The sequence below is a fragment of the Vibrio sp. GLN_1 genome (assembly GCF_043106015.1).
In the GTDB taxonomy this organism is placed as follows: domain Bacteria; phylum Pseudomonadota; class Gammaproteobacteria; order Enterobacterales; family Vibrionaceae; genus Vibrio; species Vibrio parahaemolyticus.
In genome coordinates, this window is sequence record NZ_JBICMD010000036.1 from 844,439 (window position 1) to 869,657 (window position 25,219).

The window sequence follows — 25,219 nt, forward strand, 5'->3', positions numbered from 1 at the left end:
CTCAACTGCTATTAGTTTTTTTACTGACCACATTTCAAAGTCTTACCTTTAAAAACAACAAAGAATAACAATTAACAAGCAAAATAAAAACATTAATTACATTGAACACCAAGTGTAAACTTTATCGTTAAAGTGGCTTTTATATGAACATAATAGATATAAAATGATGACAACAATAAAATCACTCGAAGAAATATAGAAGCTTCACTCTACTATTCAATTCCTACCTGTGAATAAAAAATTGAACAAGATAAATAGTTTTATTCTGTAGAAAAAATGGAAATACACTTTGAATATGATAATGATGTGACAAACAGAATGGTGATAATTAATTGTAGCCAGAACAAGAGGGGAAAATGATTTGCGGGCGCTATAAACGAGAAAAGCCAGTCATAAGAGACTGGCTTTCGAAATAATGGAGGCGCGTCCCGGAGTCGAACCGAGGTCCACGGATTTGCAATCCGCTGCATAGCCACTCTGCCAACGCGCCTTACCTGATTGTTTTCTCATTGTCATGAGAACGATGCTTTAAAACTGAATCTGAAATCCATACATCGTTTTGATGGTGCCCCGGGCCGGACTTGAACCGGCACAGCGCGAACGCCGAGGGATTTTAAATCCCTTGTGTCTACCAATTCCACCACCAGGGCAACGCAAATCTTTGCGATGGTAACACCATCTCTCAGCGGCCTGTGCCGTGAGAACGAGGCGTACTTTAACGGATTAATTTATCTGGTCAACAATAAATTTTATCTTTTTGATTCAGATGCTTAAAAAGCAATCCCAACAGCATAAATCACGCACAATTAGTGCAACTATCATTCAAATCGGTTCCTCACAATCTTGCTCGAATCCCCCTCCCCCAGTCTCTACATTGACTTTGTTAGGCACAAAAAACCACAGCAAGACACATGACTTTCTCACTCGCTGTCAACAAAGTGTCCACCTGTTAACTCGAACACTACCCAAGTGGCACGTTTTTCTTTCCCTCCATAACCAACTGATATCCCGTTTAATTCCTAGGAATGGCCTCCTAGACCGTTTCCCAACAAGTTAACACTCTGTTCACACAAAGTGTTTTTGAAACAGTTTTAGAAAACACAAAATACTTAAAAATCAATGCAATAGGTGTTGGTTTGTTTTTTGCTCTCTAGTGGGCACCGACAAGCGCTCCACCATACAAGTTTCAGAACACACACTTTGTGGAGCAATTGTCATGGGACAGGGGGCACAGCAGTTCGTGTGTTCAATGATGCCGGAGTCCAGTGTTGGCATCATTGGATACTTACATCGCCCTTTTATCAACTTTCAATGAGAAAAGAAGGTAGATGATGGAACATTTAATATTTCACCCACATAAAACGCTGTTCAGCGCCATGTTATTAGGTGCAGCAGCGCTTTATGGGCCAACAGCCTTAGCTCAAGATCCAGGCATACAAAGCGTTTGTATGGAGGATCAATATGGAAAGAGTTTGAACTGTACAGCAAATGACATAAACATTGCTGAAGCTTCAAACATCAAAATAATTGAAATCGATGGTCAGCCAGTTGATCCAGACACCACAGTCTGTGTCGCAGGTAAGGATGTTACCTTTGAAGCTGACTTTAATGTCGTCTCAACCGCAAGTGATCGTTACGACATCGGTTTATATTTCCAAAGAAATGGGGCTCCAGACGCGCTTAACGGAAGTTGTAATATCTACACGTTAAGCGATGAGCACTCAACCAACGCATCGAACACAGATGGCGACTCTTGTTGGGACGTAGAACAAGCTGAAGTAGTTGTTCACTCAACAACTATCACGACACTTTGTCAGGACTCTGACGGTGACGGACAACTCAACCTGCCAAACTGTGTAAGCTGGCGACAACCTGGTAAAAATGAAGTTTGTGAGGATGGTAATGACGCCTACCCTGGCGCTCCATCAAAATGTAATTGTGATGATGATTACAACATCCCAATCTTTATTCAGCCAGATCCACCGGTATCAACTAAGTCTGTTAATAAAACAACCGGCTCAGAACCTGGTGACGATTTTATCTATACGATTAAAATCGTTCCAGCTGACAGTACAGGCAATAGTGTCTTCGTAACAAAAATTGAAGATGAAGTGTCTTCTAGTACTGATTCTGATTCACAAACCTTCTTGCTAAATAGTGTTGGTGGCGGTAATGAAATTGGCATAACAAAAGGTCACTACACTCTCATGTCTAGTGGCTTAGCGAATGCTTGTGAAAATCTCGTACTACCTTATGAGATCCCACCAGAAGCCGTTGGTTTAGAATGTACATTCAAAATAGCGATTAGTGATGACGACTTACCAAACATTCCTACTGCGGAATCGTTTGAAAACTATGTTCGTTCTACTATCGTCGATGAATATGGTGAACCTGTTGGGGATAACACTTGTACCGTCGCGAGTACCGCTGGTACGCCAAATCCTAACTGTAGTAATGAGGTCATCGTGACACTCACAAATGTACCTCCGGTAATTTCCGTTACTAAATCCGCTAACCCAACAACTGTTGTAGAGAGTCTTGCTGGTGAACCTGTCGAATACACTGTGGTAATCACCAACAATTCTTCAGTTGACGCGGTAGAGATCACTTCTATAACGGATGATCAGTACAATATTGCTGCTGAAGCGGCGACATGTCTGGGAGCAGTACTCGGAACTGGTGGATCTTGTCAATTCAGCTACACACGAAATGTTACTGGTAATGTGGGTGATCCTGCATTTGTAAACACGGTAACTGCAAAGGCTTATGACAACGAAAACGACTCCGATGAAGACTCTGGTCAAGCGAGTGTGTCCTTTAGTAACAGCCCTGGTGCTATTGATTTGGTAAAAACTCCTAATGCTTTAGACGAGCCACCATATTCGGTAACAGAGTCTGGTGACAATGTAAACTTCACGTTTACTATTACCAATACATCCCCAGTGGACAGTATCACTCTTACAGAAATGACGGATGACAAACTTGGTGTATTGTTCGACTCAGTAAGCTATCAAGGCGATTGTGACTTCTATGGTGATATCTTAGCCCCTGGAGATACTCGATTCTGTACTGTTAGTTCCTTCCTATCGGGTGAGCCAGATGCACCGCATATGAACACCGCTCAAGTAACTGGTGAAACAGATGACGCGGTTCCTGAAATAGTCACAGACACCGATAACGGTAAAGTAGCATTTATCAATGAACCTGCTGACATTAACTTGAGCTTCGCTCTGTCACTAACATTGAACCTCAACATTGCCAATGCTTCTAGTTATGAGGCTGTCAACTTAAATGCGCTTAGTGTTGCGGGTACACCTATTGCGGCTGGTCAAGGTAATACACATTACATGATTACCGCAAGTGACTGTCCGGTTGCGTTCCCATTCTCTATTGCAGCGAATGGCAACATGAACTGTACATTTAGTGTTGATTTATTAACACCTGATGCTTCGGTAGATAATTTGTTTAGATCTGCCGGTTCAGGTGGTTTATTGCTAATCTCAGTAGCCGATGAAGATGGCGGACCTGCTGTAGAGCCAGTGATTTCAGTCAACGCACAAGCGATATTGGCACCTTAACCTTTAGGTAGCCACACGAAGATCTTGAATTATCTTTGTATAAAAGGGGCAATGGTATCACCCACTGCCCCTTTTCATTTGATTGGACTTTACTTACAACAGAACTATTTTCGGCCCTTTCCTTTACTTGAATCGTTGCCAGAAGAGCTCGCCATACTAATATACACAGATGCTGTCGAAGTAAGGTAACCATCGCTGATGGTGTAACTAAAGCTATCGCTACCTTTAAAGCTTTTCGCTGGCGTATATATTAACTGGCCATTTGACGTAATTTGTACTGAACCTTTCGAACCTTGAGTCACAGATGTTATCGTCAATCTATCTCCTTCAGGATCGCTATCATTTGCAAGCACATTAATGCTCACTGAATCTTTTGAGGTCACTTCCACTCGATCAGTTTGAGCAGTTGGCGCAGTGTTCACCGGAACTGGAACTGGAGCTGAGATGCTGAAACTCACTCTTTTGCTAACACTTAGACTTGAATCCGACAAGTGCTGAGCCGTAATAGAAATATCATATGTACCCTCTGTTGCTTCAGTGCTTGACGTTATGTTCATTGTGAGCGATTGAGTTTCACTTGGGTTCAAAGTAATAGCCCCACTATTGGCGCTCCACCCACTTGGTACACTCGCCGCTAGGGTAAATGTACTCGCGTCACAAGTAGCACTGTCTTGGTTAGTCAGTGTCGCTGTGTAACTCGCTGTGCTGCCTGCTTCAAGCTCATCAGTTTGACTTGCCGATAACACCAACAATGGCGTTCCACGTAAGCAGGCTTCCACTGGCGTTTCGATAACATAATTTTCTGTCGCCTTCGTGAAGTAGTTCGTATCAGCGCTGTTTGTTACATTAAATAGTATTGAATAATTACCATCCGTCGCAGCAACATCAGAAGTCACATCAATTAACACACTTTCACTAGCACCAGGATCTAAATTTAGCGTAGACGAGGTTGCAGTCCACCCACTTGGTACCAAAGCGTCAACTTCAAATTCTGACGCATCACAACCTGCCGCATCATTGTTAGTGACCGTAACGTTATAGCCAAGTGTGCTACCCGATTCCGCTTCAACATTTTGACTAGGAGAAACGGTAACAACAGGATCACTCTTGTTGCATACTGGCTGAGTAAAGCTGATATGAACACTTGCTCCAGTATTATCTGCCCATTCTGTAGTCATCGTGATTCCAGCATCGGCATCTGTATAGGTTGAACCGACAGCCAATGTAGAATCGTTCCAGTCCATAACTTGGCTTGCTGGTGTTAAATCGATGATTTGGCTGCTATTCATATCAGACTCAGTACCCAAGCGCATCGTTACACCCGATGTTAGAGATGGATAGCTCTCTAGGTAGCTGTCAAAACCTGTCGGCTGACGATACTCCAAGTAGTACCATAGCTTTTTTCCAGTCGAATCAACGCCACGCTGAACTTTTATTGCCTTTGCTTCGCCTTCGGGAGCTAATTCATAAGGCTCTAATATGTAGCTACCATCGGAACTGACTTCAATAATTTTGCCTGCGACTGACGATGACTCCGTAGAAAACCACCCAAGACTGTCTTTATTGAAAGCATTGAAATGTCCGGTAAAACCAGGCGCTCCCATGATCTCTAGGCTGTCGCCGTATTCAATCGTGTAACAATCCCCACTAATCACATCGACACCACATTCAAGCTTTTTAGCATGATGTAACCCGAGGTTGTGACCAAGTTCGTGAGCGACAGTCCTTAGTGTCAAAGAACCATTTACCCAAGTTCTCGATGGTGTCCCCCCCACTGTACCTTTTCCTGTCCACCCACAATCTGCAATCTTAGGAAAAACAAAAACGACTCGGCTGTAACTATCGATATCTACATTTTTAGTTGCAGCAACATCTTTACTTGCAGTGTAAATCTGCGCAGTATCGCAAACTGAGTTAATAGGCAACGTGTAATAACCTAGAACATCTCCAGCAAACCACGTCTGATTATTTGAATTTTCTTTATAGAAATCATTCACCGAGCCAAACACTAGATCGGTTACTTCTTCAACAGTCCATGGTTCTTGTACATCGTCCTGAAAATTCACCAGCATCACGAGAGTCGATTGTTCACCTAAAGTATTGGACAAAGTGAAAGATGATGTGCTCGTCGATGCACTACCTGTGCTGCCATCAGCCAAAACAAGTAGACTTTGTTGTGATTCTTCCAGAACTAGCGCGCTTTGATTATCAAACTTCCAACCACGCGCACGAACTTTTGCACCCGACTGAATTGCGTTGATTGGTGATTGAGAAGAACCGTGAACCTCAATAAAGCCCTCTGAGGTGTTTAGTACGTGTCGAAGACGGCTCTTGCTGTGATCTTCATAATCTTCGTAGAAGACTTCCAGTTCGCCTTCTAGCGTTTGCTCCTGCTCTAGCAAAGCTTGTACTTTTTCAGGCATACCTTTGCGAGCTTTTGCAGTCAGAGCAACCTGCGCTACCGCGCTAGGATCTGACTGAAACAACTCGGAAAGCAATGCTTGACGACCGTGAGCAAGAGAAATCATTTGCTCTAAATAGTGATGTTTGTTTTTCGCCGATGCACCGCGATAATCAGCCATCGCCTGCTTTAATGCGCTGGTATTATCTTGAGCCTGTTGGCGTTTTCCCTTAGCAGTAGGTGAAACCAGTTTTTCTTGTTGAATCACATGTCCATGTGGGATGTCTTGCGACTGCGCCGTCGCGTTGAATGTCAGAGATAAGAGGCCGATAAGAGCCGTTGTTGATAGTTTAAATGTATTGGAAGTAACAATATTAAAATGGGTATTAAACATACTTAATTTCTTATGTATTTTTATCTTTGGTTCTTAATTTTTGCGCAGCAGAAGTCCGCAATCATGTCGATCGCTTGACAGTTAGGGAGCGCAAATAACTAGCCTAAACGTATGAATTGCCATTCATTTCTAAAAGCTATAAACGTTAAAGGTAAGCAATAGATGCTAGAATTAGAACCCCAAAGACATCTAATAGTTAGTCAATAAGATGCCGTGCCTTTTAACAAAAATTAAAAAGCAAAACTCTAAAATAGTCATTTATTATTTAGGTTAAACTTGCATTAGTAACACAAGACAAATTATTTATTTGTATGCAATAAATTTACCCCTCTTTCCTATTTTTTAAGCTCTGGTTGGTTTTTGAAGGTAAAATCCTACAAACACAGTGATTAAATTTCAACCAAAAACAATTAATTTTTATCGCAAGATCAAACATTCTTATTTAAAGCATGAATATATAAGAAGATTTAAATTACAAGTAAAATGCCAATCTCAATATGAATTCAGCTTAATATAACTTTGCCATTTTAATATATGCTCAAAGTTACCACATGAAAAATAAGAAATTTATCTTAAATAACCAAAAATTAACACAAACAAAACAATTATTAAGCATCGATGATTTAAGAAGATCTATGTGTGTGGTTTCAATTCACCAGAACAACTATAAATATCGACACCTAATATCAATATATAAAGACAAGCTCTAAATTAATAAATTGGTTAATTTAGATAAAATAAAAGGCAACTAACATTAGTTGCCTTTTATTCAATATGAAAAATATTATTTTGCTTTATCGCTATTCGATAACTGCTCTAATAGCGATTCAAACACTGCATACCTCTGCGCGCCCACTACTATCTGTGGTTCTACAAGTTGATCGTTTTCGACGCGACCAATTAAGAAACTTGGCGTACCACGAATGCCCAAGGATTTTCCTAACGTCAAATCTTGTTCAACTTTGTTAGCAATAGATTTATCTTTCATGCACTTATTGAACTCTTCCAAGTTCAAAGATAAATCTGTGGCTGCTTTTTGATAGAGCTCATCTCCTAAGTCTTTGACATTGCTAAACAGCATATCTCGCATTGGCCAGTAGGAATTTTGGTGAAGACTACACGTAGCTGCGATCGCAGCCCCCATGGCTTTCGCGTGAAAACTCAACGGGAAATCGCGCGCAATATATTGCACTTTACCAGTATCAATATAATTTTCTTTTATCTGTTTAAAAGCACTGTCTGTAAATCGTTTACAATAAGGACATTGAAAATCAGAAAATTCAATAATAGCAATTTTTGCGTCTTTACTTCCAAGAAGTGGCAGTGTGCCATCTTCGGTAAAGTTAGGTTGATTTGGCAAAGTCGGTGGCTCTTTTTTGGGTGGGTTAAATGCCAAACCTTTCATTTCTTTCACTTCATTTTCTATTTTTCCTACTTCTTTTGTTAGTTGACTGATCTCTTGTTTTAATGACTCAATTTCTGACTTTAGCTTATCGTTATCATCCGACTGACAACCCGTTAAAAACTGCAGTAATACTAACGGTATGACGATTCTTACTGTTTGTATAAACATCTCACGCCCTCACTATGAAATAGTACGAATATAAATTCGCACTTTACTTACCCCTATTAAAAGATTTGCTGAGATGTCATTGACAGAATATGCCTGTTAAGTGATTAGAGAAAATTTAAACTATCAGTAATAACAACAAGCTACAGATTTCCATCTAATCTGAGTATTAATAAATGCCGAATAGCTATTAACACTGACGATAAGACAGCAATTTCTTTCAAGTTGGTAAAAAGTATTGTAAAGGAGTCGATATAAGTCAATTCGGTTAATAATATGGTTATAAAAAATAGTCATATTATGCTTATATAAAATGACTATCGGCTAACGACATGTATTTAAAACAATTAATTTATTGCTTGGTAAGATTTCGATTTATTTGAACGACTTTTATGTCTATGCAATATCAACCTCTACACTTAGACTAAGTATGTTGGAGGAAAACCATGAGCGCCCCACCAAAATCTTCAAGTCGATTGCCACTGCATCTCGATTCCGAACTCTGCTTTGTATTGCCTGATTTTCTTACGAGAGAGCTTGAGTATGCTCGTTCGTTAGAGCAAGGGATCATGGATAACCTTCACCCTGAATTTACACATCAATATCGCGTCACGTTACGACGCATGCGCTCTTTATGCATTTTACTCAGCGAAGTCATCCCCTGTTTTGAGTTAGCCATCCTCAAGCCTCATTTAAAGACATTAATGAAACAAACGAACTTATTGCGAGACCTAGACGTGTTCACTTTAGACACCAACCAGTATCTTGTGATGTTGCCAGAACAGCATTCATCATTAACGCGCATTTTCGCGGATATTGATGCCATGAAGAATGCTGAACAAGTGCGCGTAGCAAGTTGGTTGGCATCACTTGCTTACCAAACGCATTGCGCTATGGTTCGAAACAGCCTTGAGCGAACTAAACAATACGACTTGCTAAAAAACGACATTGAATTAGTGACGTTCGCAAATCAAAAGATTGCCGACCAGTTTAGAAAAGTAAATAACTCACAAAGAAAAATCTCGCCCGCGAGTAAAGACGATGTCATTCACACATTACGCATTAAATGCAAAGCACTGCGCTACTTGCTGGAGTGCTTCTCTGCTCTCTATCCCGCGCAACAACACAAAGAAAATGTGCAGCAACTTAAGCTGCTTCAAGACAAGCTCGGCGACTTCAATGACACTTCGACTCAAATTGCGTTTTTCACCCAGCTCCGCAAAGATAAACGCTACAACAAACCAGATCGCCAAGTACTCAAATCTTTGATTAAGGAAATAAAACAGACTCATGAGCAATCTCGGCAATCTACCTTACTTCGTCTAAAAAGTTTTGATTCATTTATCAATGACGCTTCAACGTTAGAGATTTACCGTTAACCGCGAGGATTGAACCAATAAACATTCTGCTGATGTTCACGTGTTCTTCACACTCGTTCACTAGAGTATAAGGTTGGACAGTTTTAAGTAAGACAACGTGAAACCACTAAAACGATACCAATACGAACGCTACGCCGTACTGTGCAACCTCGCGTATCCAAGAGTCTTTAAACAAACACGTTATGGCTTCGATCCGAATGGTCAGCGAATCATCCGAAACGAACACGGCAAGATTATGATTCGCGTACTGTGGAGCAAAAACCGCGATGAAGTCGTGGTCGTTATTAAAGGTTCTCACAGCATTACCGATTGGTTGCTCAACTTTGCAATGTGGACACGAAGCTGCCGTCGATTAGGTCTCAACTACCGTATTCACGCAGGGTTTTATCACCTATTGTTCCAAGAAAGTTTACCTAGTAGAAACGAAGACCGCTTAGGTTTGAGCGTGATAGAACGGCTAGAAGCAACCGTTGTCCCGCTTATTCTGCAAGGCAAGCGCATTTCGGTGACAGGCCACTCTTCTGGTGGTGCAATTGGTAGCGTGTTTGCGGATTACATAGAAAAGAAGTATCCGAAAAGCATCAAGCGCGTTGTGACTTTCGGGCAGCCCGCCATTGGTGACTGGACGTTCAAACGCCGCTATCGTCTGGCACATAAAACTTATCGAATTTGCTGTGATATCGATATTGTGACGTTCATGCCTCCAGTGCCTTTTCTTTACTGGCACGTCGGAAAAATGCTGTGGCTGTACAATGGCAGAATTTATGAGAACACGCCGACACTCATTCGCCTCGGGCGTTCACTGTTTAGTTGGTTGATTCGTCCGTTTTCTTACCATTTAATGAGTAAGTACATCCGAAACAAAGACTTTTTCGATGAACGTTGATTGAAAAACCAAACGATAGACATAAAAAAGCCGGACTGATCCGGCTTTTTCTAAGATTTGAATTACAGCGAAGCAATTTCTTTCTCAAGTTGATATTTGCTGTCGGTGACGATTCTCTCTAGCACTTCAACGCGTCGTTTTAACTCGCCAATTTGCTTTTTGAGGCTTTCTTGCTCTTCTTGGCTCATCGTATTTCGCTCAGAAATCTCTAACGCTCGAACTTCTTTACGATGATTTAAGATCAACTTGACGATCCCGCCTCCAAAAATGGCACCAAACACAATGGCGACAACCAATACATCAGCAATAGATTCCATTCTTTATATTCCTCTAGATAATGCTCAAATATAAGTTACGCATTTGTTACATGAATATCAAATAACACCTTGATTAAATGTAATGTTTCATTGAAATTTGCATGTTCTGTATCAAAATCACAGGACGACGTTACTTAACGCCCACCCAAACCGAGACTGAACCACCATTGACAGGAAATTCTGCCCAGCCATTGGCATCGGTCCAAACTTCTTCAGTTCGGATACCCAGCTTGTCGACATAGCGCGTGCTTGGCTTGCCGGTATACATCCATTTTGTGCCGCCCGGTCCATCACTCATGATCACCGCCATTGAGTTTGGATGTTCAGCATCGCCCTCTCGGGTCCAGCCAATCACATCCCAATGGTCGAGATAAGAATTCTGTTTGCCATACGCATACTCTTTACGCAGTGTTACAAGTTCTTCAATGTAAGGCACTTTGGCCATATTAATGTTGTAACCTTTGTCGCTGTACTGCGCGCCGTAGTAATCTGCGTAGAACACCGATGGATAACCTTCTTCACGCAATAAAATGAATGCGTAAGCAAGAGGCTTGAACCACCAATCTACTGTCGATTCTAACGCCTGCAATGGCTGTGTATCGTGGTTTTCTACGAGAGTCACAGCTTTGACTGGGTTGTCCTTCATCAACGTGCCATTCATGATTTGGCGCATATCGTAATTGCCGCCAGATTTTGACGCGTTGTAGAAGTTCATGTGAAGCGGCGCATCGAACAACGACATACTGCCAGAGGTCTTAGTAATAAAGTTATGCAGTTGATTTACGTCGTAATTCCAATACTCACCAACGGTGAAAAGCTCTTTGCCTGTTTTCCAACGTAAATGATCAATCCACTCTTGTAGATACTGATATTTAATGTGCTTCACGGCATCCATTCTAAAGCCATCAACGCCGGTCATGTTGATGTACCACTCACCCCAATCTTTCAGCTCTTGTTTAACTTCTGGGTGATCCATGTCTAAATCGGCGTACATTAGGTAGTCGTAATTGCCTTTTTCAGAGCTGACTTCCCAATCCCAAGCTTTTCCTTCGCCTTTGAATTTAAAGATCGCTTTTTCTTTGCCGGCATCATCCCAGTCAACACCGTCAAAGTGATACCAAGTCCAATGGAAGTTCGAGTATTTGTCGTTGCGGCCAGGAAAATTAAACTCAACCCAAGCTTCAATCCATTTGTCGCCCAGTTCAATATTGCGGTTGTCCCAATCAACGCGCTTGGTATCGACCCACGACTTCCCATCAGCACCACCTCGGTGGTTAAACACAACATCGCCGTAGATTTGGATATTGTTGTTGTGCGCGGCATTGATTGCAGAGATGTACTGAGCTTTGGTGCCGTATTTGGTTCGTACTGAGCCTTTTTGATCAAACTCACCTAAATCGTACATATCGTAGACGCCATAACCGACATCATTACTGCCGCCCGCGCCTTTGTAAGCTGGCGGTAGCCAGAGCGCTGTAAAACCGTTTTCAGCGAGTGCTGGAGCATTGCTTTCAACCTGCGTCCATAATGCGCCATCATTAGGTACGTACCAATGAAAGTACTGCATCATGGTGCCATTTTGCCCGGCAAAGGCAGGAGCACTGAGCAGCAAGGTTAGCGGTAAAAAAGTGCGTTTTAATTTGAATGTTTTCATTATTTTTCTCTCACGTTAAAGGACTAAAACCCGCTTTCTGACCTACCAGGCAGCTGCGATAGCAACACATAAAACTTGCTAACGTATTGTCTGTAAGACAGAAAGTTCGGATTACAATCGAAGAGAAATTAACACCAATCACCCCATACAATTATTGAGTTAATTAACATTTATAAAATCAATAATTAGCGTGTGTAAAATATTGAATGACGATCAAATGAGTTTGGTGATACGGATACAAATGAAACAAAGCGAAGAGAAGAGAAGAGAAGAGAAGAAGCGATTTGCGAGCACTAGAAACGAGAAAAGCCAGTCATAAGAGACTGGCTTTCGAAATAATGGAGGCGCGTCCCGGAGTCGAACCGAGGTCCACGGATTTGCAATCCGCTGCATAGCCACTCTGCCAACGCGCCTTACCTGATTGTTTTCTCATTGTCATGAGAACGATGCTTTAAAACTGAATTTGAAATCCATACATCGTTTTGATGGTGCCCCGGGCCGGACTTGAACCGGCACAGCGCGAACGCCGAGGGATTTTAAATCCCTTGTGTCTACCAATTCCACCACCAGGGCAACGCAAATCTTTGCGATGGTAACACCATCTCTCAGCGGCCTGTGCCGTGAGAACGAGGCGTACTTTAACGGATTAATTTATCTGGTCAACAATAAATTTTACCTTTTTGATTCAAACGATTAAAAAGCACGCTAACAAGTTTAATTGACGATCAATCAGCACACATTTTCGTCACCAAATGAGTAAAACAATAAATTCAGCAAGCGTCGCATCGCGCTCTTATCATATCCATGCACAACAATTCCGGTACTTCCCTCACCTTTTGTGCATTAAGCACATCGTTAACACCCCGTAAAAATGGAAGCGTCCTTTCATTTTCAACAATTTGTTACACGTAAATGCATAAAACGCCTGGTCTTACCATTATAAAACCATTGACATAATTTATTTTTTTGAAAAGCTCAATGCGTTATCGAAAATCGTTTCGATTAATGATACTTTAAATGTGTTGCAGTAATTTAATGGATCAATATCACATATAAGGACGTGGTTTACTTTGACGACACTGCATAAAAAAAACAAGGTATATCACCAATGTCTATCAGAAACCTATCTATTGCGAAGAAAATTTCGCTCTCTTTTTTACTGATTGCGCTTATTAATATTGTATTTGGCGTGTTTTTGTCTAAAGAGCTCAAAGAAATCAAATCTGAGCTTTTAAACTATACTGATGACACTCTTCCAGCAATGGAAAGAGTGGATGCGATCCGAGATGATCTTTCTCACTGGCGTCGCTCTCAATTTGCTACTTACACCTATAAGGACGCAGATAAGATCAGAAACAAAATCGCAAGTAACATCCGTGAACGCGAAAAGATCAGCAAAGAACTTGAAGCTTATGGCTCAACCATTTGGCCAGGTGAAGAACAACAAACGTTCCAACGCCTAATGCGTCAGTGGAAACAGTACTTGGTTACTATGGACCAATACAATGAGTCGATGTTAGCAGGCAACAAAACCGAAGCGCTCGCTGTTCTATCTAACTCTTTAAACGACTTCGAAGCCGTCGATTCTGATCTAAACGAGCTAATCCGCTTGTTGAAAGTCGCAATGGACAGCAACAAAAATCACATCCTTTCTTCAGTGAACGGTTTGAGCAACTCATCCATCGCGAGCAACGTGACCATTCTAGTGATCATGATTGTTATGACGCTTGTTCTAACGCGTTTGATTTGTGGCCCACTACAACTTGTTGTGGAACAAGCAAACTCGATTGCAAAAGGTGACCTTTCTAAAGACATCGATCGTAAATTGATTGGTAACGATGAACTGGGCGAGTTGGCAGATGCAACGACTAAGATGCAAAACGACCTACGCCAAGTTATCGACAACGTTATTGCCGCTGTAACGCAATTGAGCAGTGCAGTAGAAGAGATGAACCAAATCTCTGAGCTTTCTGCTTCTGGCATGAAAGACCAACAGCTACAAATCACGCACGTTGCAACAGCAATGACGGAAATGAAAGCTGCGGTAGCCGACGTTGCACGCAACACGGAAGAGTCAGCGAGCCAAGCAAACGATGCAAACCACCGTACACAACTTGGTGTGCGTGAAACACAAAGCATGGTTGATGCGATTGGTGAAGTAGCAAATGTTATCGGCGCTGCTGGTGATACAGTTTCAGAGCTTGAACAGCAATCGAACCAAATCAACGTTGTGGTTGATGTTATCCGTGATATCGCAGATCAAACAAACTTGCTTGCGCTTAACGCCGCTATTGAAGCAGCGCGCGCTGGTGAATCGGGCCGTGGCTTTGCAGTTGTAGCGGACGAAGTTCGTACTCTTGCTGGCCGTACTCAAGATTCAACAAGTGAAATCACAGCGATCATCGAGCAGCTACAATCACTAGCGAAAGACGCGAAATCAGCGACTGAGCTTTCTCGCACAAGCATTGCCGAGTGCGCTGACCAAGGCATTCAGTCAAAACAACTGATGAATGACATCGAACATGCGATTTCTGATATCTCAGACATGGGCAGTCAAATCGCAACAGCATGTAACCAGCAAGACTCAGTTGCTGAGGAACTAAGCCGTAGCATCGAAAACATCCATCTTGCGTCTCAAGAGGTCGCGCAAGGTTCAGAGCAAACTGCACAAGCTTGCCGCGAACTGAGCCAGCTATCCGTATCTCTTCAAGATGTAATGAGCCGCTTTAAGCTAAACTAAAACGACTCAACAAAAACGCTCCAAACTCCGCAGTTTGGGGCGTTTTGTTTTTCTGGCGTACATTCCCTCGTACGCTTTCCTTTAACAATAAAAAAACGCGTATGGAGGTTTTATGCGCCTTAAGAAAACTCTTCTTTCTATTGCCATTGCTGCAGCAACGTTCACCCCTGCTATGCATTCAATCGCAGCTCCACTCCAGCTTCAAACGACGTTAGACCAAGAGAGTCAAATTCAATCATCCAACACTTGGCTAGAAATCGATTTAGGTCAGTTTAAGCAAAACATCGAACAGTTTAAGTCACACATGAGTGACCAGACTAAAATCTGTGCGGTGATGAAAGCTGACGCCTATGGCAACGGTATTGCAGGCTTAATGCCAACTATCATAGAACAGCAAATTCCTTGCGTAGCGATCGCAAGTAATGCAGAAGCACAAGTCGTGCGCGACAGCGGCTTTAAAGGTCAATTAATGCGTGTTCGCTCAGCAGAGATTGGCGAAATTGAAGGTGCACTTGGTCTTAATGTTGAAGAGCTAATCGGCACGTTTGATCAAGCAAAGGCGATCGCTGCACTCTCTAAAAAAGCAAACAAGACAGTCAAAGTTCACCTTGCGCTTAATGACGGTGGTATGGGTCGTAACGGCATTGACATGACGACAGAAAACGGCAAAAAAGAAGCCCTTGCGATTGCTAAGCAATCTGGCGTTGAGATTGTCGGTATCATGACGCACTTCCCGAATTACAACGCAGAAGAAGTACGTGCGAAACTTGGTTCATTCAAAGAAAGCTCTGCATGGCTAATTAAAGAAGCGAATCTAAAACGTGAAGATATTCTTCTGCACGTTGCGAACTCGTACACAGCGCTCAACGTACCAGAAGCTCAACTTGATATGGTTCGTCCTGGTGGTGTGCTTTACGGTGATCTACCAACTAACCTTGAATACCCTTCTATCGTGTCTTTCAAAACACGCGTAGCATCACTGCACCACCTACCGAAAAACAGCACTGTGGGTTACGACAGCAGCTTTACAACCACTAAAGAAAGCGTAATGGCGAACCTTCCTGTCGGTTACTCTGACGGTTACCCAAGAAAAATGGGTAATACGGCAGACGTGCTGATCAATGGTCAACGTGCAAAAGTGGTTGGCGTAACGTCAATGAATACAACAATGATCGACGTTTCAGATATCAAAGGCGTGAAGCCGGGTTCTGAGGTCGTTCTGTTCGGCAACCAAAAATCTCAAACCATCAATGCCGCAGAAATCGAGAAGAACGCCGACGTGATCTTCCCAGAACTTTACACCATTTGGGGCACATCAAACCCTCGCGTGTACGTGAAGTAATCTTACGACTTCCTTTTTAAACACTTCCTAACTCAAAGCGAGCTTCGTGCTCGCTTTCTTTTTTCGCTCAAAAAGCCCTGAAACACCGATAACGTTAATGTCATCTTGTTGTCTGCGACGAAAACCACATTTTGGTTGTGTTTGAAAGCCCATCCAATTGATGTTAAACATGCAGTTTACAAAATCACAACAATACCCATTTGGGGCTTATCCCGACTTTGCTGCCGGCTAGGTACATTTATGACAGAAAATACATCCTCTTTTCCTCGATCTTCTGGGGAGCTACATGAGTTCACTCGGGCCGACGTCTGGGGTGGATTTACTCAGCTTTTACCGCTTTCCTTTTTTGTGGTGGTCTTTGGTCTCGCCTTTGGGGTTGCTGCGGTGCAAACCGGTTTAGACGCCTTTCCGACTCTTTTAATGAGTACGCTCGTCTTTGCTGGTGCGTCTCAGTTTGCCACATTAGAAATGTGGGGAGCTGAAGTACCACTTGTACCGGTTTTGATTACTGTGTTTGCCATCAATGCTCGACACCTTCTGATGGGTGCGACGCTCTACCCTTGGCTGAGACAGCTACCGCCACATAAGCGCTATGGCATTATGTTACTTGCCTCCGATGCGAACTGGGCAATGGCGATGAACGCATTTGGCAAGAAAGAGCCTGGGTTTGGTTTGTTGGTCGGCGGAGGGCTTGCGCTTTGGGGCTTCTGGATTGTCGGCACGTGGATGGGGATCTACTTTGGTGGCGCCATCAAAGATCCAGTCAGTCTTGGCCTTGATATGGTCATGGGTTGCTTTTTACTTTCTATGGTTGCAGGCGGCCCTAAAAATCTGCGTATCTTCGCGATTTGGGGTATGGCAGCAGCTTCATCACTGATGGCTTACTGGTATTTGCCAGAAAACAGCCATGTCGTTGTCGGCGCAATCGCTGGCGGTATTTTAGGGGCTTGTTGGAAGGAGAAAAAAGCATGAACATCGAAACAAGCTTAGGCGGCACGCTGTTTATCATTATCGCAATGGGATTGGTAACTCTGGCAACTCGCTGGGGTGGCGTTTATGTGATGTCATTCATTCCGATTAGCGAACGCGTGCAACGTTTTATCACCGCTATGTCAGGGTCTGTACTGATTGCCCTCTTAGCGCCTCTCGCCGTCGAAGGTGACAACGGTGCGAGAGCCGCGCTATTTTCAACCGCTGTGGTGATGTTTATCGTTAAAAAACCGCTTCCTGCTATTGCTGCTGGCATTATCGCTGCCGCCGCAGTGCGCGCTTTCTAAAACTGGGTTTTAAATCGCGTCAAAGACTCAGAAAAAGCCATATTCATCAAAATCACGATTCATAAACAACAAAGCCCTGCTGACTCTAATGTCGTCAGCAGGGCTTTTTCTTCATGTTTGATGAATCTCAGATATATAAGCCTAAGGCTCTAGTGATCAAAACAAGGGCTTAAGCACAGCAGTTACAGTTGCGCTTATATTTGTCCATTTTACCGATACCCGGGTTAAAGGTATTGGTTGGATCAAGCTCGTGGTAGAACTTCTGTAATGAGTTTTCTGCTTCGTACAAATGACCCACATTGTGCTCAGCTGGATATTTTGCACCGCGACTATTAAGGTGCTCTAACATCAGCTTCTTCATCAATTTGGTATCTGTACCTTTTTTGAAGATGTAATCCTGATGGAAGACGTAACACATGAAGTGCCCGTAATAGAGCGACTGAACCAGATTTTTGCTCACCTCTTTAGGCAAAGTTTCCAACCACTCTTCATCATTTCTACGCAATGCGATATCGAGCGCAACAATGTCTTCAACCTCGTTGCGATGAATCGTTTCGTAGCGAATCGCAGCCCCAGCCGCCGCAAAACGATGTAAGTAAGCTTTTTTACCTTCATCTGGCGTACATTCGAAGAAATCGCAGTCATCTTCAACAGCCCATACTTCTTTCAGGTATTTTTGTGCCTCTTCAATTCCGCTATCACTCATTTTTAGCACTAAGTGGTGCTCGTATTTATCGCGGAATTCTAACATTCGCTCAGGCAAATGCTGCGGGAACAATTTGCTTGCGTAGTACAAAATGGTGTCTGGCAAATATTTGCTGACAAATGGCACTCGCTCTAAAAAGTTCTCTACTTTTGCTTTCAATGCGAACATCTTAGGCAGTTTGTCCGTACCCAATAAGTCGATCGATAAAAACACGTCTTTGCCGTATTTCTCTGCCATATTGAAGATATCGCGATGCAGATACTCTCCCATTTCTGGCAGGTTATCGAATTGAGTCAGAAAATCTTTTCTCAATTTGGTTAACTTGTTTGCGTCGTTCGTACCCAAGTAAAACACTTGCTCTTTGCTTGGCACTGGGTAGCTATCAACACGCACTGCAAACACGCCCAATTTGCCCGCACAGCCGCTCGCTTCAAACAAGCGACGCTCGTCAGCATTAAAACGTGAAGGGATGTCAGATGTTACGTCACGAACTCGTTCATCATATTCTTTGTCTGATGCCATGCGATCATCGTGAACGATCTTGCTTGGGTCGAAATTACCTTCTTGCAGATTGTGAAGAATTTCTTCCGGCGTCTCACCCAAGCCATCAATACCAAGATGGTTAACCAGATGGAGGTTGCCCTGCTTATCGACCTGCGCGTAGATGGCAAGCTCAGTATACGCCGGGCCGCGTTTCACTAACGCACCGCCTGAGTTATTGGCAATGCCACCGACAACTGTCGCACCTAGCGATGAAGATCCAATAATAGAATGCGGCGCGCGGTTAACGGCTCTGAGTTCTTTTTCTAGTGAGTGTAAACTTGCACCGGGTAAGCACACCGCCTGTTTGCCACCATCCAGCAGGTGAATTTTTTTGATTTTGGTAATGTTGATCACCACGACATCGCGGTCATAGTCGTTACCACTTGGTGCAGAGCCTTCTGTGAGACCTGTTTTCGCAGCCTGCATGATGATGATGCAATTCGCCTCGACACACTGTTTAATGATCTTCCATTGTTCTAACAAAGTGTTAGGAAACACGACGGCAAGCGCTGTACCACTACCAGAGCGAAAACCTGAGCGGTAGTATTTGGTTTTAACCTGATCGGTCAGGACATTCTCTTCCCCGACTATCGTTTTAAATTCTTCTATCAGCTGCTTTTGTTTCATATCCGTATCTCTAGTTATTTTGCATCACTCACATCCAACCAGACACGGTGTGGATTTGAGTTTGGCTCACTATAAGCAGTCAATTTCCCTGCGTCCATCAAGGTCAAGCGTACAAACCTTAACCAGCACTCACATAGCGTAATTAATCTGTTGTTTTTCTGTAACTTAGCGCTCACAAACCGACGTTAGAACGAAAGAAACAGATCGTTTCCAAAAAGAAACAATAACAAAACTATTCTTTAACAGGTGTGCGCAACATCTTGTTATCAAAGTAAGTGATGAGGGAGTAACACCGTGTAAGTGGCTAAATTGGATGAATTATTTATGAGAAAAACTGGAAACAAAACCACAACACCAAAGTAACCAATGGCGTTGTAGACTTGATTTAAAATCGATGATTTTGACTTTGGAAGCTGTTGTATAGGTGATCAATGAAGATCTTAATCTTCTCGGGTTGCTGCCTTGTGTATGGGTAGACAGCGTAGATACCCAAGCATTTCGCCGTTTCTTCTTTGAACAACTGGATCAAGCTGCCCTGCTTTAAATCTTCATACACCAATACACGAGGTACGTAGATAACACCTTGCCCTAACAGCGCGACATTTCGTAACGCGGAAGAGTTGTTGGTGCATAAGTTGCCATCAACGGTAACTTGGTACGTCTTATCGTCGGATTTAAACGCCCACTCACGCGCGCCAGTCTCCTGATAGGAGTAAACCAAACAGTTATGCTTAGTAAGTTCGCTCGGCAGCTTTGGAATGCCATGCTTGGCAAGATACTTGGGAGACGCACACACCACCCAGTTTGCATCCACCAGCTTTCTGGCAATAAGGCTAGAATCTGGCAACATGCCAGTACGAATGGCTAGATCGAAACGCTCATTGACGATATCGACAAATCGATTATCAAGTTCCATATCGATATTGATGTCAGGATACTTGTCATTGAACTCCGAAATCACACCCGGAAGAATCAACTCACCAGAAATGGTAGGTACCGTGATCTTAATGTTGCCAGACAGGTTCTTCCCCAATCCAACGATCGATTCTTCGGCTGTAGCAACAGCTTGATAAACCGCTTTAGCGTGCACAAAGAAGGATTGCCCCGCCTCTGTCAACGTCAGCGTTCTCGTCGTGCGATAAAGAAGCTGAACACCTAATTCTTGCTCCAACTTCGCAATACGTTTACTAACCACCGATTTAGTGAGCTCCATGTGCCTTGCCGCACTGCTGAAGGAGCCTTGTTCGACCAAATGGTAAAAAATGATGTAATCGTCGGTGTTTCTCATGCGTCTTCGTCAAATCCTTTAGAGGCCGATATTGTAAACCGATATCAGCCGAGGCGCTAAATGTAGGGTCACAGTTACCAATGGTGAGACCTACAAATCACGAGAGAGAAATAAGAATAGGATCTGTTTTCGGATATTCAGATACAAAAAAACCAGCTTCCGCTGGTTTTAAGTTAATGCTTTAAGCATCGAGATACCGCAATTGCCATATCTGAACAATTTGGAGCGACACACGAGGTTCGAACTCGTGACCTCAACCTTGGCAAGGTTGCGCTCTACCAACTGAGCTAGTGTCGCAAATGGAGGCGCGTCCCGGAGTCGAACCGAGGTCCACGGATTTGCAATCCGCTGCATAGCCACTCTGCCAACGCGCCTTTCTTTAACGCTTTAAGAAGTCTCCCCCGTTGCGTTGGTTGCTACTTTACGGATTCAGAAAAGATAGTCAAACAAAAATCTTTCATTTTCTGTTTGTTTGCTTTTTTTTAAATCAATCAGATGAAAATTCGATCCAATTGCGTATTTATTGATTCTGCCCCAAACACTTTCATCCGGTAAACGAACTAAAAATAAAGCGGCGAATTCGCCGCTTTAGGTCATCAACCGTTACTTACACGCTTGAGTAAACGTCCCACAACGTTTGGATGGTAAGACCAAGTATGATCAAACATCGACATTAACGCAGGGTTTCCGTACTTAGATAAACTGATCGCATGGAAGCGGTTTTTCTTCGCTTTAAGCGCATCCACTTTTGCCAACAACTCATCTTGCTGTTTTGGCGCAATAAAATCAGAAATTACCACCATGTCGGCGTTTTTGTATTTATCTCCACTCATCAAATCGATGGATTTGATAAGCGTTGGCTCCAAATCTGTACCACCATGGAAACTGTACGTTAAGAAATCCGCCGCCTCACGCAAACCATCTTGTTTGGTGAGCTCATAGGTAATGTGTTCAGTAGAGAAAATGATCACGTAACAATCGCGCTGTTCGGCCAGTGCAATCTGCATTAACGCATACGCCATCGCTTTTGCGCACTGCTCAGGGAAACCACTCATCGAGCCAGAGGCATCCACACAGACGATGAACGGCCCTTTTTCGATATCCACAGCTTTGTTGTCTGGACGATGCGCTTTGACTTTACGTAAAGTGCGAGATTTACCTTGCGTGCGATAGTTCATCAAACGCTTGTCGACCAGATGCTTGTAGAACACGACTTCTAGCTCTGGGTAGGCCAAAAACATGGTCTCGTTTGGCAGCAGCTTGTTGAGATCATCACTTTCATGGATACCGACGATATCATCAGTCGCTTCGTCGCTTTTTTCTTCAACCATTTGCAGCTCTTCCGCTGGTGCACGGTTTAAGTCAGGATCATTCACTTGCCCAGCCATACGGCCAAGCTGTTCTGCGATTTCTTGCAAGCCTTTGTGCTTTTTCAAAAACTCTGCATGGCGCTTCATCACCGTTAAATCGGTTTTGCTGAGTTTTGCCGAAGCCATATCCCACAAGCGCCCTACGCTTTCAGCGTCGCCAGATTCCGTCACTTTATCCATATTGCGCATGGTTTCCATACGTTGATACAGATCGTTAAGAACTTTCTCTTTGTTGGCTTCTAACTCACTTACTTGCGCCTGTTTAATCGCATCAGCAAGGCTTTGATACCATTGGTCACAGAAGTAATGCGGGAACATCGGGTTATTAACCCCTTTGTTTTTCTCCATCATGCGGCGTGCTTGCATATAAAACGCGGAGTGCCACTCAAGCTTTTTGATCACATCCTCTATGCGCTCAAAAAACTCGTCTTCATCCCAGTGAATCACTTCTTGATATAAAGCGAGCTCTTGTTGGAAACGCTCCGTCTCACATACTTTGGTGATGCGTTTCTTTACGTTGCCGCGCCATTTTAACAAATGGTTTTTCACCGACGATTTTACACCTCGGTTTTCTGCCATCATCATGACTTGAGAGCGAGCCATCAAATCGTTTACAGCACTGTCGATGATGCCTGAGTCCGCCACCATCAGCGCCAAGTTGAGTCCGTCTGCACCTAACATGTCGTCTCCTTAAGAGAAAAACTGATGTAAGTTTTTAAAGCGTTGAATGATCTTCTCGCTTTCACCTTGGATAGACTCAAGTCGTTGGCTCACCTGTTGCAGACTCGACTCCATAAGACGTGGTAATTCAGGATCCACAAAACTGTGTGGCAGTGCATCATGAAAGTTCGCTTTGACTTTACGCATGTGGTGCTCTGCTTCACTCAGTTGGTTTACGGCTTTTTCGCTTTGCGACAACCATTTTTGGTACAGCTCAATGTCCAAACCTTGTTGCGTTACCAAGCTCACCAAAATACCGCGGTTAGCAATATCGCGGATCACCAAGTTGTTCGCCGCATCCACATCAAAACGCAGACGACACATATTGGTGTTTTGGTTTACGTAACCGTACACATCACCTTGGCCATCTTTGATCACACGGTCCAGTTCATCTTTCGGTACATAAACCCAACGGCTATCGCCTTTTTCCGATTCCGATACCGACATGTTGCTTTGCAAGATAACCAACTTCACTAGGTTAACGGCCGCACCCACTTTGTAGGTTTTCGCCTTCGAAGTATCGAAACGCATGGTTTCTTTGCGCAAAATACCGGTTGCTGCTTCAGAGGTCAGCGTCATACGGTAGGTATCTTCTAGCTCATGCTGAACATCAATCAAAGACTCGCGGCAGTACTCGATTTCCTGCTCTGCGTCTTGTTGGTCAAAAGCGTGCTTGAGCGCGAATTCTTGTACCACTTCACGCACGACATCACGCGACTCAGGGCTATTCCAGAGACAGTCTTGCAATAACAACAGATCAAGAGGATTAATTTCATCACGACCATTAAAGAAAGCGCTCGCTTTCAGTAACTTCACCGCCTTTTTCCAGCGACGGTCAGACACGTACATGTCGGTATGTGCTGCGTCGCCAAATTGTGCTTCCACTTTGGTTTCCAACATCGTTTTTAGCTGGAACAACTTTTCAAATGCATTGTCGGTGAGTGTCAGTTTGTCGAGTTGTTGCTGCCACTGGTGATACTCTTCATCGGTAATCGCCAAACCTTCCGGAATTTGCGCTTCTTGCGATGTGCCAACGGTCAGCATGGATTTGAAGTTTTGCTTATTCTGAATTCGGTTTACGAACACACGTACGAGCATTCGGTCGTACAGTGCGTCTAGGCCGCTGTCTTCATCTGGTAATTCGTTGGAAGCAGAAACCAGCAAACGCATTGGAACACGTTCAATGTCACTGCCATTTTTGAATGTTTTTTCGTTCACGACGGTCAACAGAGTGTTCAGAATCGCAGGGCCCGCTTTCCAAATCTCATCAAGGAAAACGACTTGCGCTGTAGGTAGGTAACCTTTGGTGAGTCGGACATAACGGCCGTTGTCCTTCAACTCTTGAATACTCAAAGGACCAAACACTTCTTCTGGTGTCGAGAATCGAGTCATCAAGTATTCAAAGTAACTGCTGTTATCAAAAGCTTGGATAAGACGCTTTGCAATAAGACTCTTTGCAATACCTGGAGGACCTAAAAGAAAGACGCTCTCCCCAGCCAAAGCGGCAAGGAGACAGAGTTTGATGGTGTGTTCGCGTTCATAAACGCCATCAGTTAACGCTTTTGCAAGCTTGTTAATACGCTCGGAAAGTAGTGCTTTTTCGGCATTGGATGCAAAAGAAGGTTGGATCATACGTACTCCGGCTGCTGAACTGATGCTGTGTATTTATTTTTATACATTTGTTATCACTTTGTTACAAGTGTAATTTGTTCGAATCACCCTTATAACAGATGCTTATCTCTCTCTTTGCTGAGCAATCAAAGTTTCCATTTATGAGATATAGCTCACTGAAAGTGCAAACGCTTTCGTGGCCTTGCAACAGTTTTTGCTTTTGTTTCCCAGCGTTTGTGGTTAATGTTCAAAAACGTCAAATTGCGGTCATTGCTAGGGTTTACAACTGCATGAGCAAAACAATTCATAAATGGAAGCAAATTTCTTTGGTTGAAGAAGACGTTCAGCTTCCTACTGGTCAAGTCATTTCACACACCACCATTCACCATCCAGGCGCTGCTGTAATACTGCCAATCGCTGCCAATGGCGATATCGTCTTAGTGAATCAGTTTCGACCTTCTCTCAATAAATGGCTTCTGGAGTTACCAGCAGGGACTCGCGAAGGCGACGAAGACCCGCTCTGCTGCGCGCAACGTGAGTTGGAAGAAGAAACCGGCTTCAGCGCAGATAAATTTACCCCACTCGGCCAAGTGACACCGCTTGCTGGATTTTGTGATGAAATTCAGTATTTGTTTGTCGCCGAACACTTAGCCAAAACCAATCGCTACGAGTGTGACGACGATGAAGTGATTGAAGTCGTGACATTGTCACGGAAACAGCTCGAAGAAAAAATTATTGATGGCACCATTACCGATGCCAAAACTATCGCTTGCTTAAGCAAAGCTCGCCTTTGCGGATACATTTAGGAATTTGGAC

Annotated in this window: 16 protein-coding genes and 6 tRNA genes; 8 read left to right on the forward strand and 14 right to left on the reverse strand. The window is 43.3% G+C overall.

The genetic code is table 11. The features are described from left to right. Window positions 1-416 precede the first annotated feature (416 nt). Window positions 417-490 (reverse strand) — tRNA-Cys (locus ACF8OV_RS21540). Window positions 491-563: 73 nt separating this feature from the next. Then, window positions 564-650: transfer RNA gene (locus tag ACF8OV_RS21545), tRNA-Leu, on the reverse strand. A 678-nt stretch (window positions 651-1,328) separates the two neighbouring features. Between ACF8OV_RS21545 and ACF8OV_RS21550 the strand changes: the two genes are divergently transcribed. Then, entirely contained in the window at window positions 1,329-3,578 is a 2,250-nt protein-coding gene (locus ACF8OV_RS21550; protein ID WP_180700548.1) for a hypothetical protein, read from the forward strand. Window positions 3,579-3,682: 104 nt separating this feature from the next. On the opposite strand, the gene ACF8OV_RS21555 is transcribed toward ACF8OV_RS21550, so the two are convergent. Then, entirely contained in the window at window positions 3,683-6,373 is a 2,691-nt protein-coding gene (locus tag ACF8OV_RS21555; RefSeq protein WP_203505302.1) for an Ig-like domain-containing protein, read from the reverse strand. A gap of 784 nt (window positions 6,374-7,157) precedes the next feature. Next, window positions 7,158-7,946, reverse strand: coding sequence for a thioredoxin domain-containing protein (locus ACF8OV_RS21560; RefSeq protein ID WP_025537126.1), 789 nt, complete (start codon window positions 7,944-7,946; stop codon window positions 7,158-7,160). Window positions 7,947-8,389: 443 nt separating this feature from the next. On the opposite strand from ACF8OV_RS21560, the gene ACF8OV_RS21565 reads away from it, so the two are divergent. Together ACF8OV_RS21565 and ACF8OV_RS21570 are read left to right on the forward strand one after the other, a co-directional pair. Continuing rightward, window positions 8,390-9,322 (forward strand): CHAD domain-containing protein, encoded by a 933-nt coding sequence (locus tag ACF8OV_RS21565; RefSeq protein ID WP_203505301.1) that lies wholly within the window; start codon window positions 8,390-8,392, stop codon window positions 9,320-9,322. A gap of 97 nt (window positions 9,323-9,419) precedes the next feature. Continuing rightward, window positions 9,420-10,208, forward strand: a complete 789-nt coding sequence (locus ACF8OV_RS21570; protein ID WP_005460910.1) for a lipase — start codon at window positions 9,420-9,422, stop codon at window positions 10,206-10,208. A 62-nt stretch (window positions 10,209-10,270) separates the two neighbouring features. On the opposite strand, the gene ACF8OV_RS21575 is transcribed toward ACF8OV_RS21570, so the two are convergent. The 4 genes from ACF8OV_RS21575 to ACF8OV_RS21590 form a co-directional block, all read right to left on the reverse strand. After that, window positions 10,271-10,525 (reverse strand): hypothetical protein, encoded by a 255-nt coding sequence (locus tag ACF8OV_RS21575; protein ID WP_005460888.1) that lies wholly within the window; start codon window positions 10,523-10,525, stop codon window positions 10,271-10,273. A gap of 130 nt (window positions 10,526-10,655) precedes the next feature. After that, window positions 10,656-12,179 carry an alpha-amylase gene (gene amyS, locus ACF8OV_RS21580; protein WP_005480254.1) on the reverse strand — a complete coding sequence of 508 codons (1,524 nt, stop codon included), beginning with the start codon at window positions 12,177-12,179 and terminating at the stop codon, window positions 10,656-10,658. Between the two features lie 339 nt (window positions 12,180-12,518). Continuing rightward, a tRNA-Cys gene (locus tag ACF8OV_RS21585) sits at window positions 12,519-12,592 on the reverse strand. Window positions 12,593-12,665: 73 nt separating this feature from the next. Continuing rightward, a tRNA-Leu gene (locus ACF8OV_RS21590) sits at window positions 12,666-12,752 on the reverse strand. A 535-nt stretch (window positions 12,753-13,287) separates the two neighbouring features. On the opposite strand from ACF8OV_RS21590, the gene ACF8OV_RS21595 reads away from it, so the two are divergent. The 4 genes from ACF8OV_RS21595 (at window position 13,288) to ACF8OV_RS21610 (ending at window position 17,538) form a co-directional block, all read left to right on the forward strand. Beyond that, entirely contained in the window at window positions 13,288-14,919 is a 1,632-nt protein-coding gene (locus tag ACF8OV_RS21595; RefSeq protein WP_021452312.1) for a methyl-accepting chemotaxis protein, read from the forward strand. Between the two features lie 112 nt (window positions 14,920-15,031). Continuing rightward, complete coding sequence (alr, locus tag ACF8OV_RS21600) at window positions 15,032-16,261, forward strand: alanine racemase (protein WP_025788153.1); 1,230 nt, start codon at window positions 15,032-15,034, stop codon at window positions 16,259-16,261. Window positions 16,262-16,501: 240 nt separating this feature from the next. Next, window positions 16,502-17,233, forward strand: coding sequence for an AzlC family ABC transporter permease (locus ACF8OV_RS21605; protein WP_005480275.1), 732 nt, complete (start codon window positions 16,502-16,504; stop codon window positions 17,231-17,233). Continuing rightward, window positions 17,230-17,538 carry an AzlD family protein gene (locus ACF8OV_RS21610; RefSeq protein WP_005460963.1) on the forward strand — a complete coding sequence of 103 codons (309 nt, stop codon included), beginning with the start codon at window positions 17,230-17,232 and terminating at the stop codon, window positions 17,536-17,538. Before ACF8OV_RS21605 ends, ACF8OV_RS21610 begins: the two co-directional genes overlap by 4 nt. Before the next feature lie 169 nt (window positions 17,539-17,707). On the opposite strand, the gene dld is transcribed toward ACF8OV_RS21610, so the two are convergent. The 6 genes from dld to ACF8OV_RS21640 form a co-directional block, all read right to left on the reverse strand. Continuing rightward, a complete protein-coding gene (gene dld / locus ACF8OV_RS21615) occupies window positions 17,708-19,414 on the reverse strand; it encodes a D-lactate dehydrogenase (RefSeq protein ID WP_029826764.1) in 1,707 nt (568 codons plus the stop codon). Between the two features lie 385 nt (window positions 19,415-19,799). Continuing rightward, complete coding sequence (locus tag ACF8OV_RS21620; protein WP_021486986.1) at window positions 19,800-20,702, reverse strand: LysR family transcriptional regulator; 903 nt, start codon at window positions 20,700-20,702, stop codon at window positions 19,800-19,802. Between the two features lie 221 nt (window positions 20,703-20,923). Next, window positions 20,924-20,999: transfer RNA gene (locus ACF8OV_RS21625), tRNA-Gly, on the reverse strand. A 3-nt stretch (window positions 21,000-21,002) separates the two neighbouring features. Continuing rightward, window positions 21,003-21,076, reverse strand: a tRNA-Cys gene (locus tag ACF8OV_RS21630). A 222-nt stretch (window positions 21,077-21,298) separates the two neighbouring features. Further along, window positions 21,299-22,753: an ATPase RavA stimulator ViaA gene (gene viaA / locus ACF8OV_RS21635; RefSeq protein WP_005463855.1), complete on the reverse strand. Its 1,455-nt coding sequence runs from the start codon at window positions 22,751-22,753 to the stop codon at window positions 21,299-21,301. A gap of 9 nt (window positions 22,754-22,762) precedes the next feature. Further along, window positions 22,763-24,424: an ATPase RavA domain-containing protein gene (locus tag ACF8OV_RS21640; protein ID WP_005480265.1), complete on the reverse strand. Its 1,662-nt coding sequence runs from the start codon at window positions 24,422-24,424 to the stop codon at window positions 22,763-22,765. 269 nt (window positions 24,425-24,693) lie between these two features. Here ACF8OV_RS21640 and ACF8OV_RS21645 point away from each other — a divergent pair, with 269 nt between their 5' ends. Continuing rightward, window positions 24,694-25,209, forward strand: coding sequence for an NUDIX hydrolase (locus ACF8OV_RS21645; RefSeq protein ID WP_025521723.1), 516 nt, complete (start codon window positions 24,694-24,696; stop codon window positions 25,207-25,209). The last annotated feature ends 10 nt before the right edge of the window (window positions 25,210-25,219 follow it).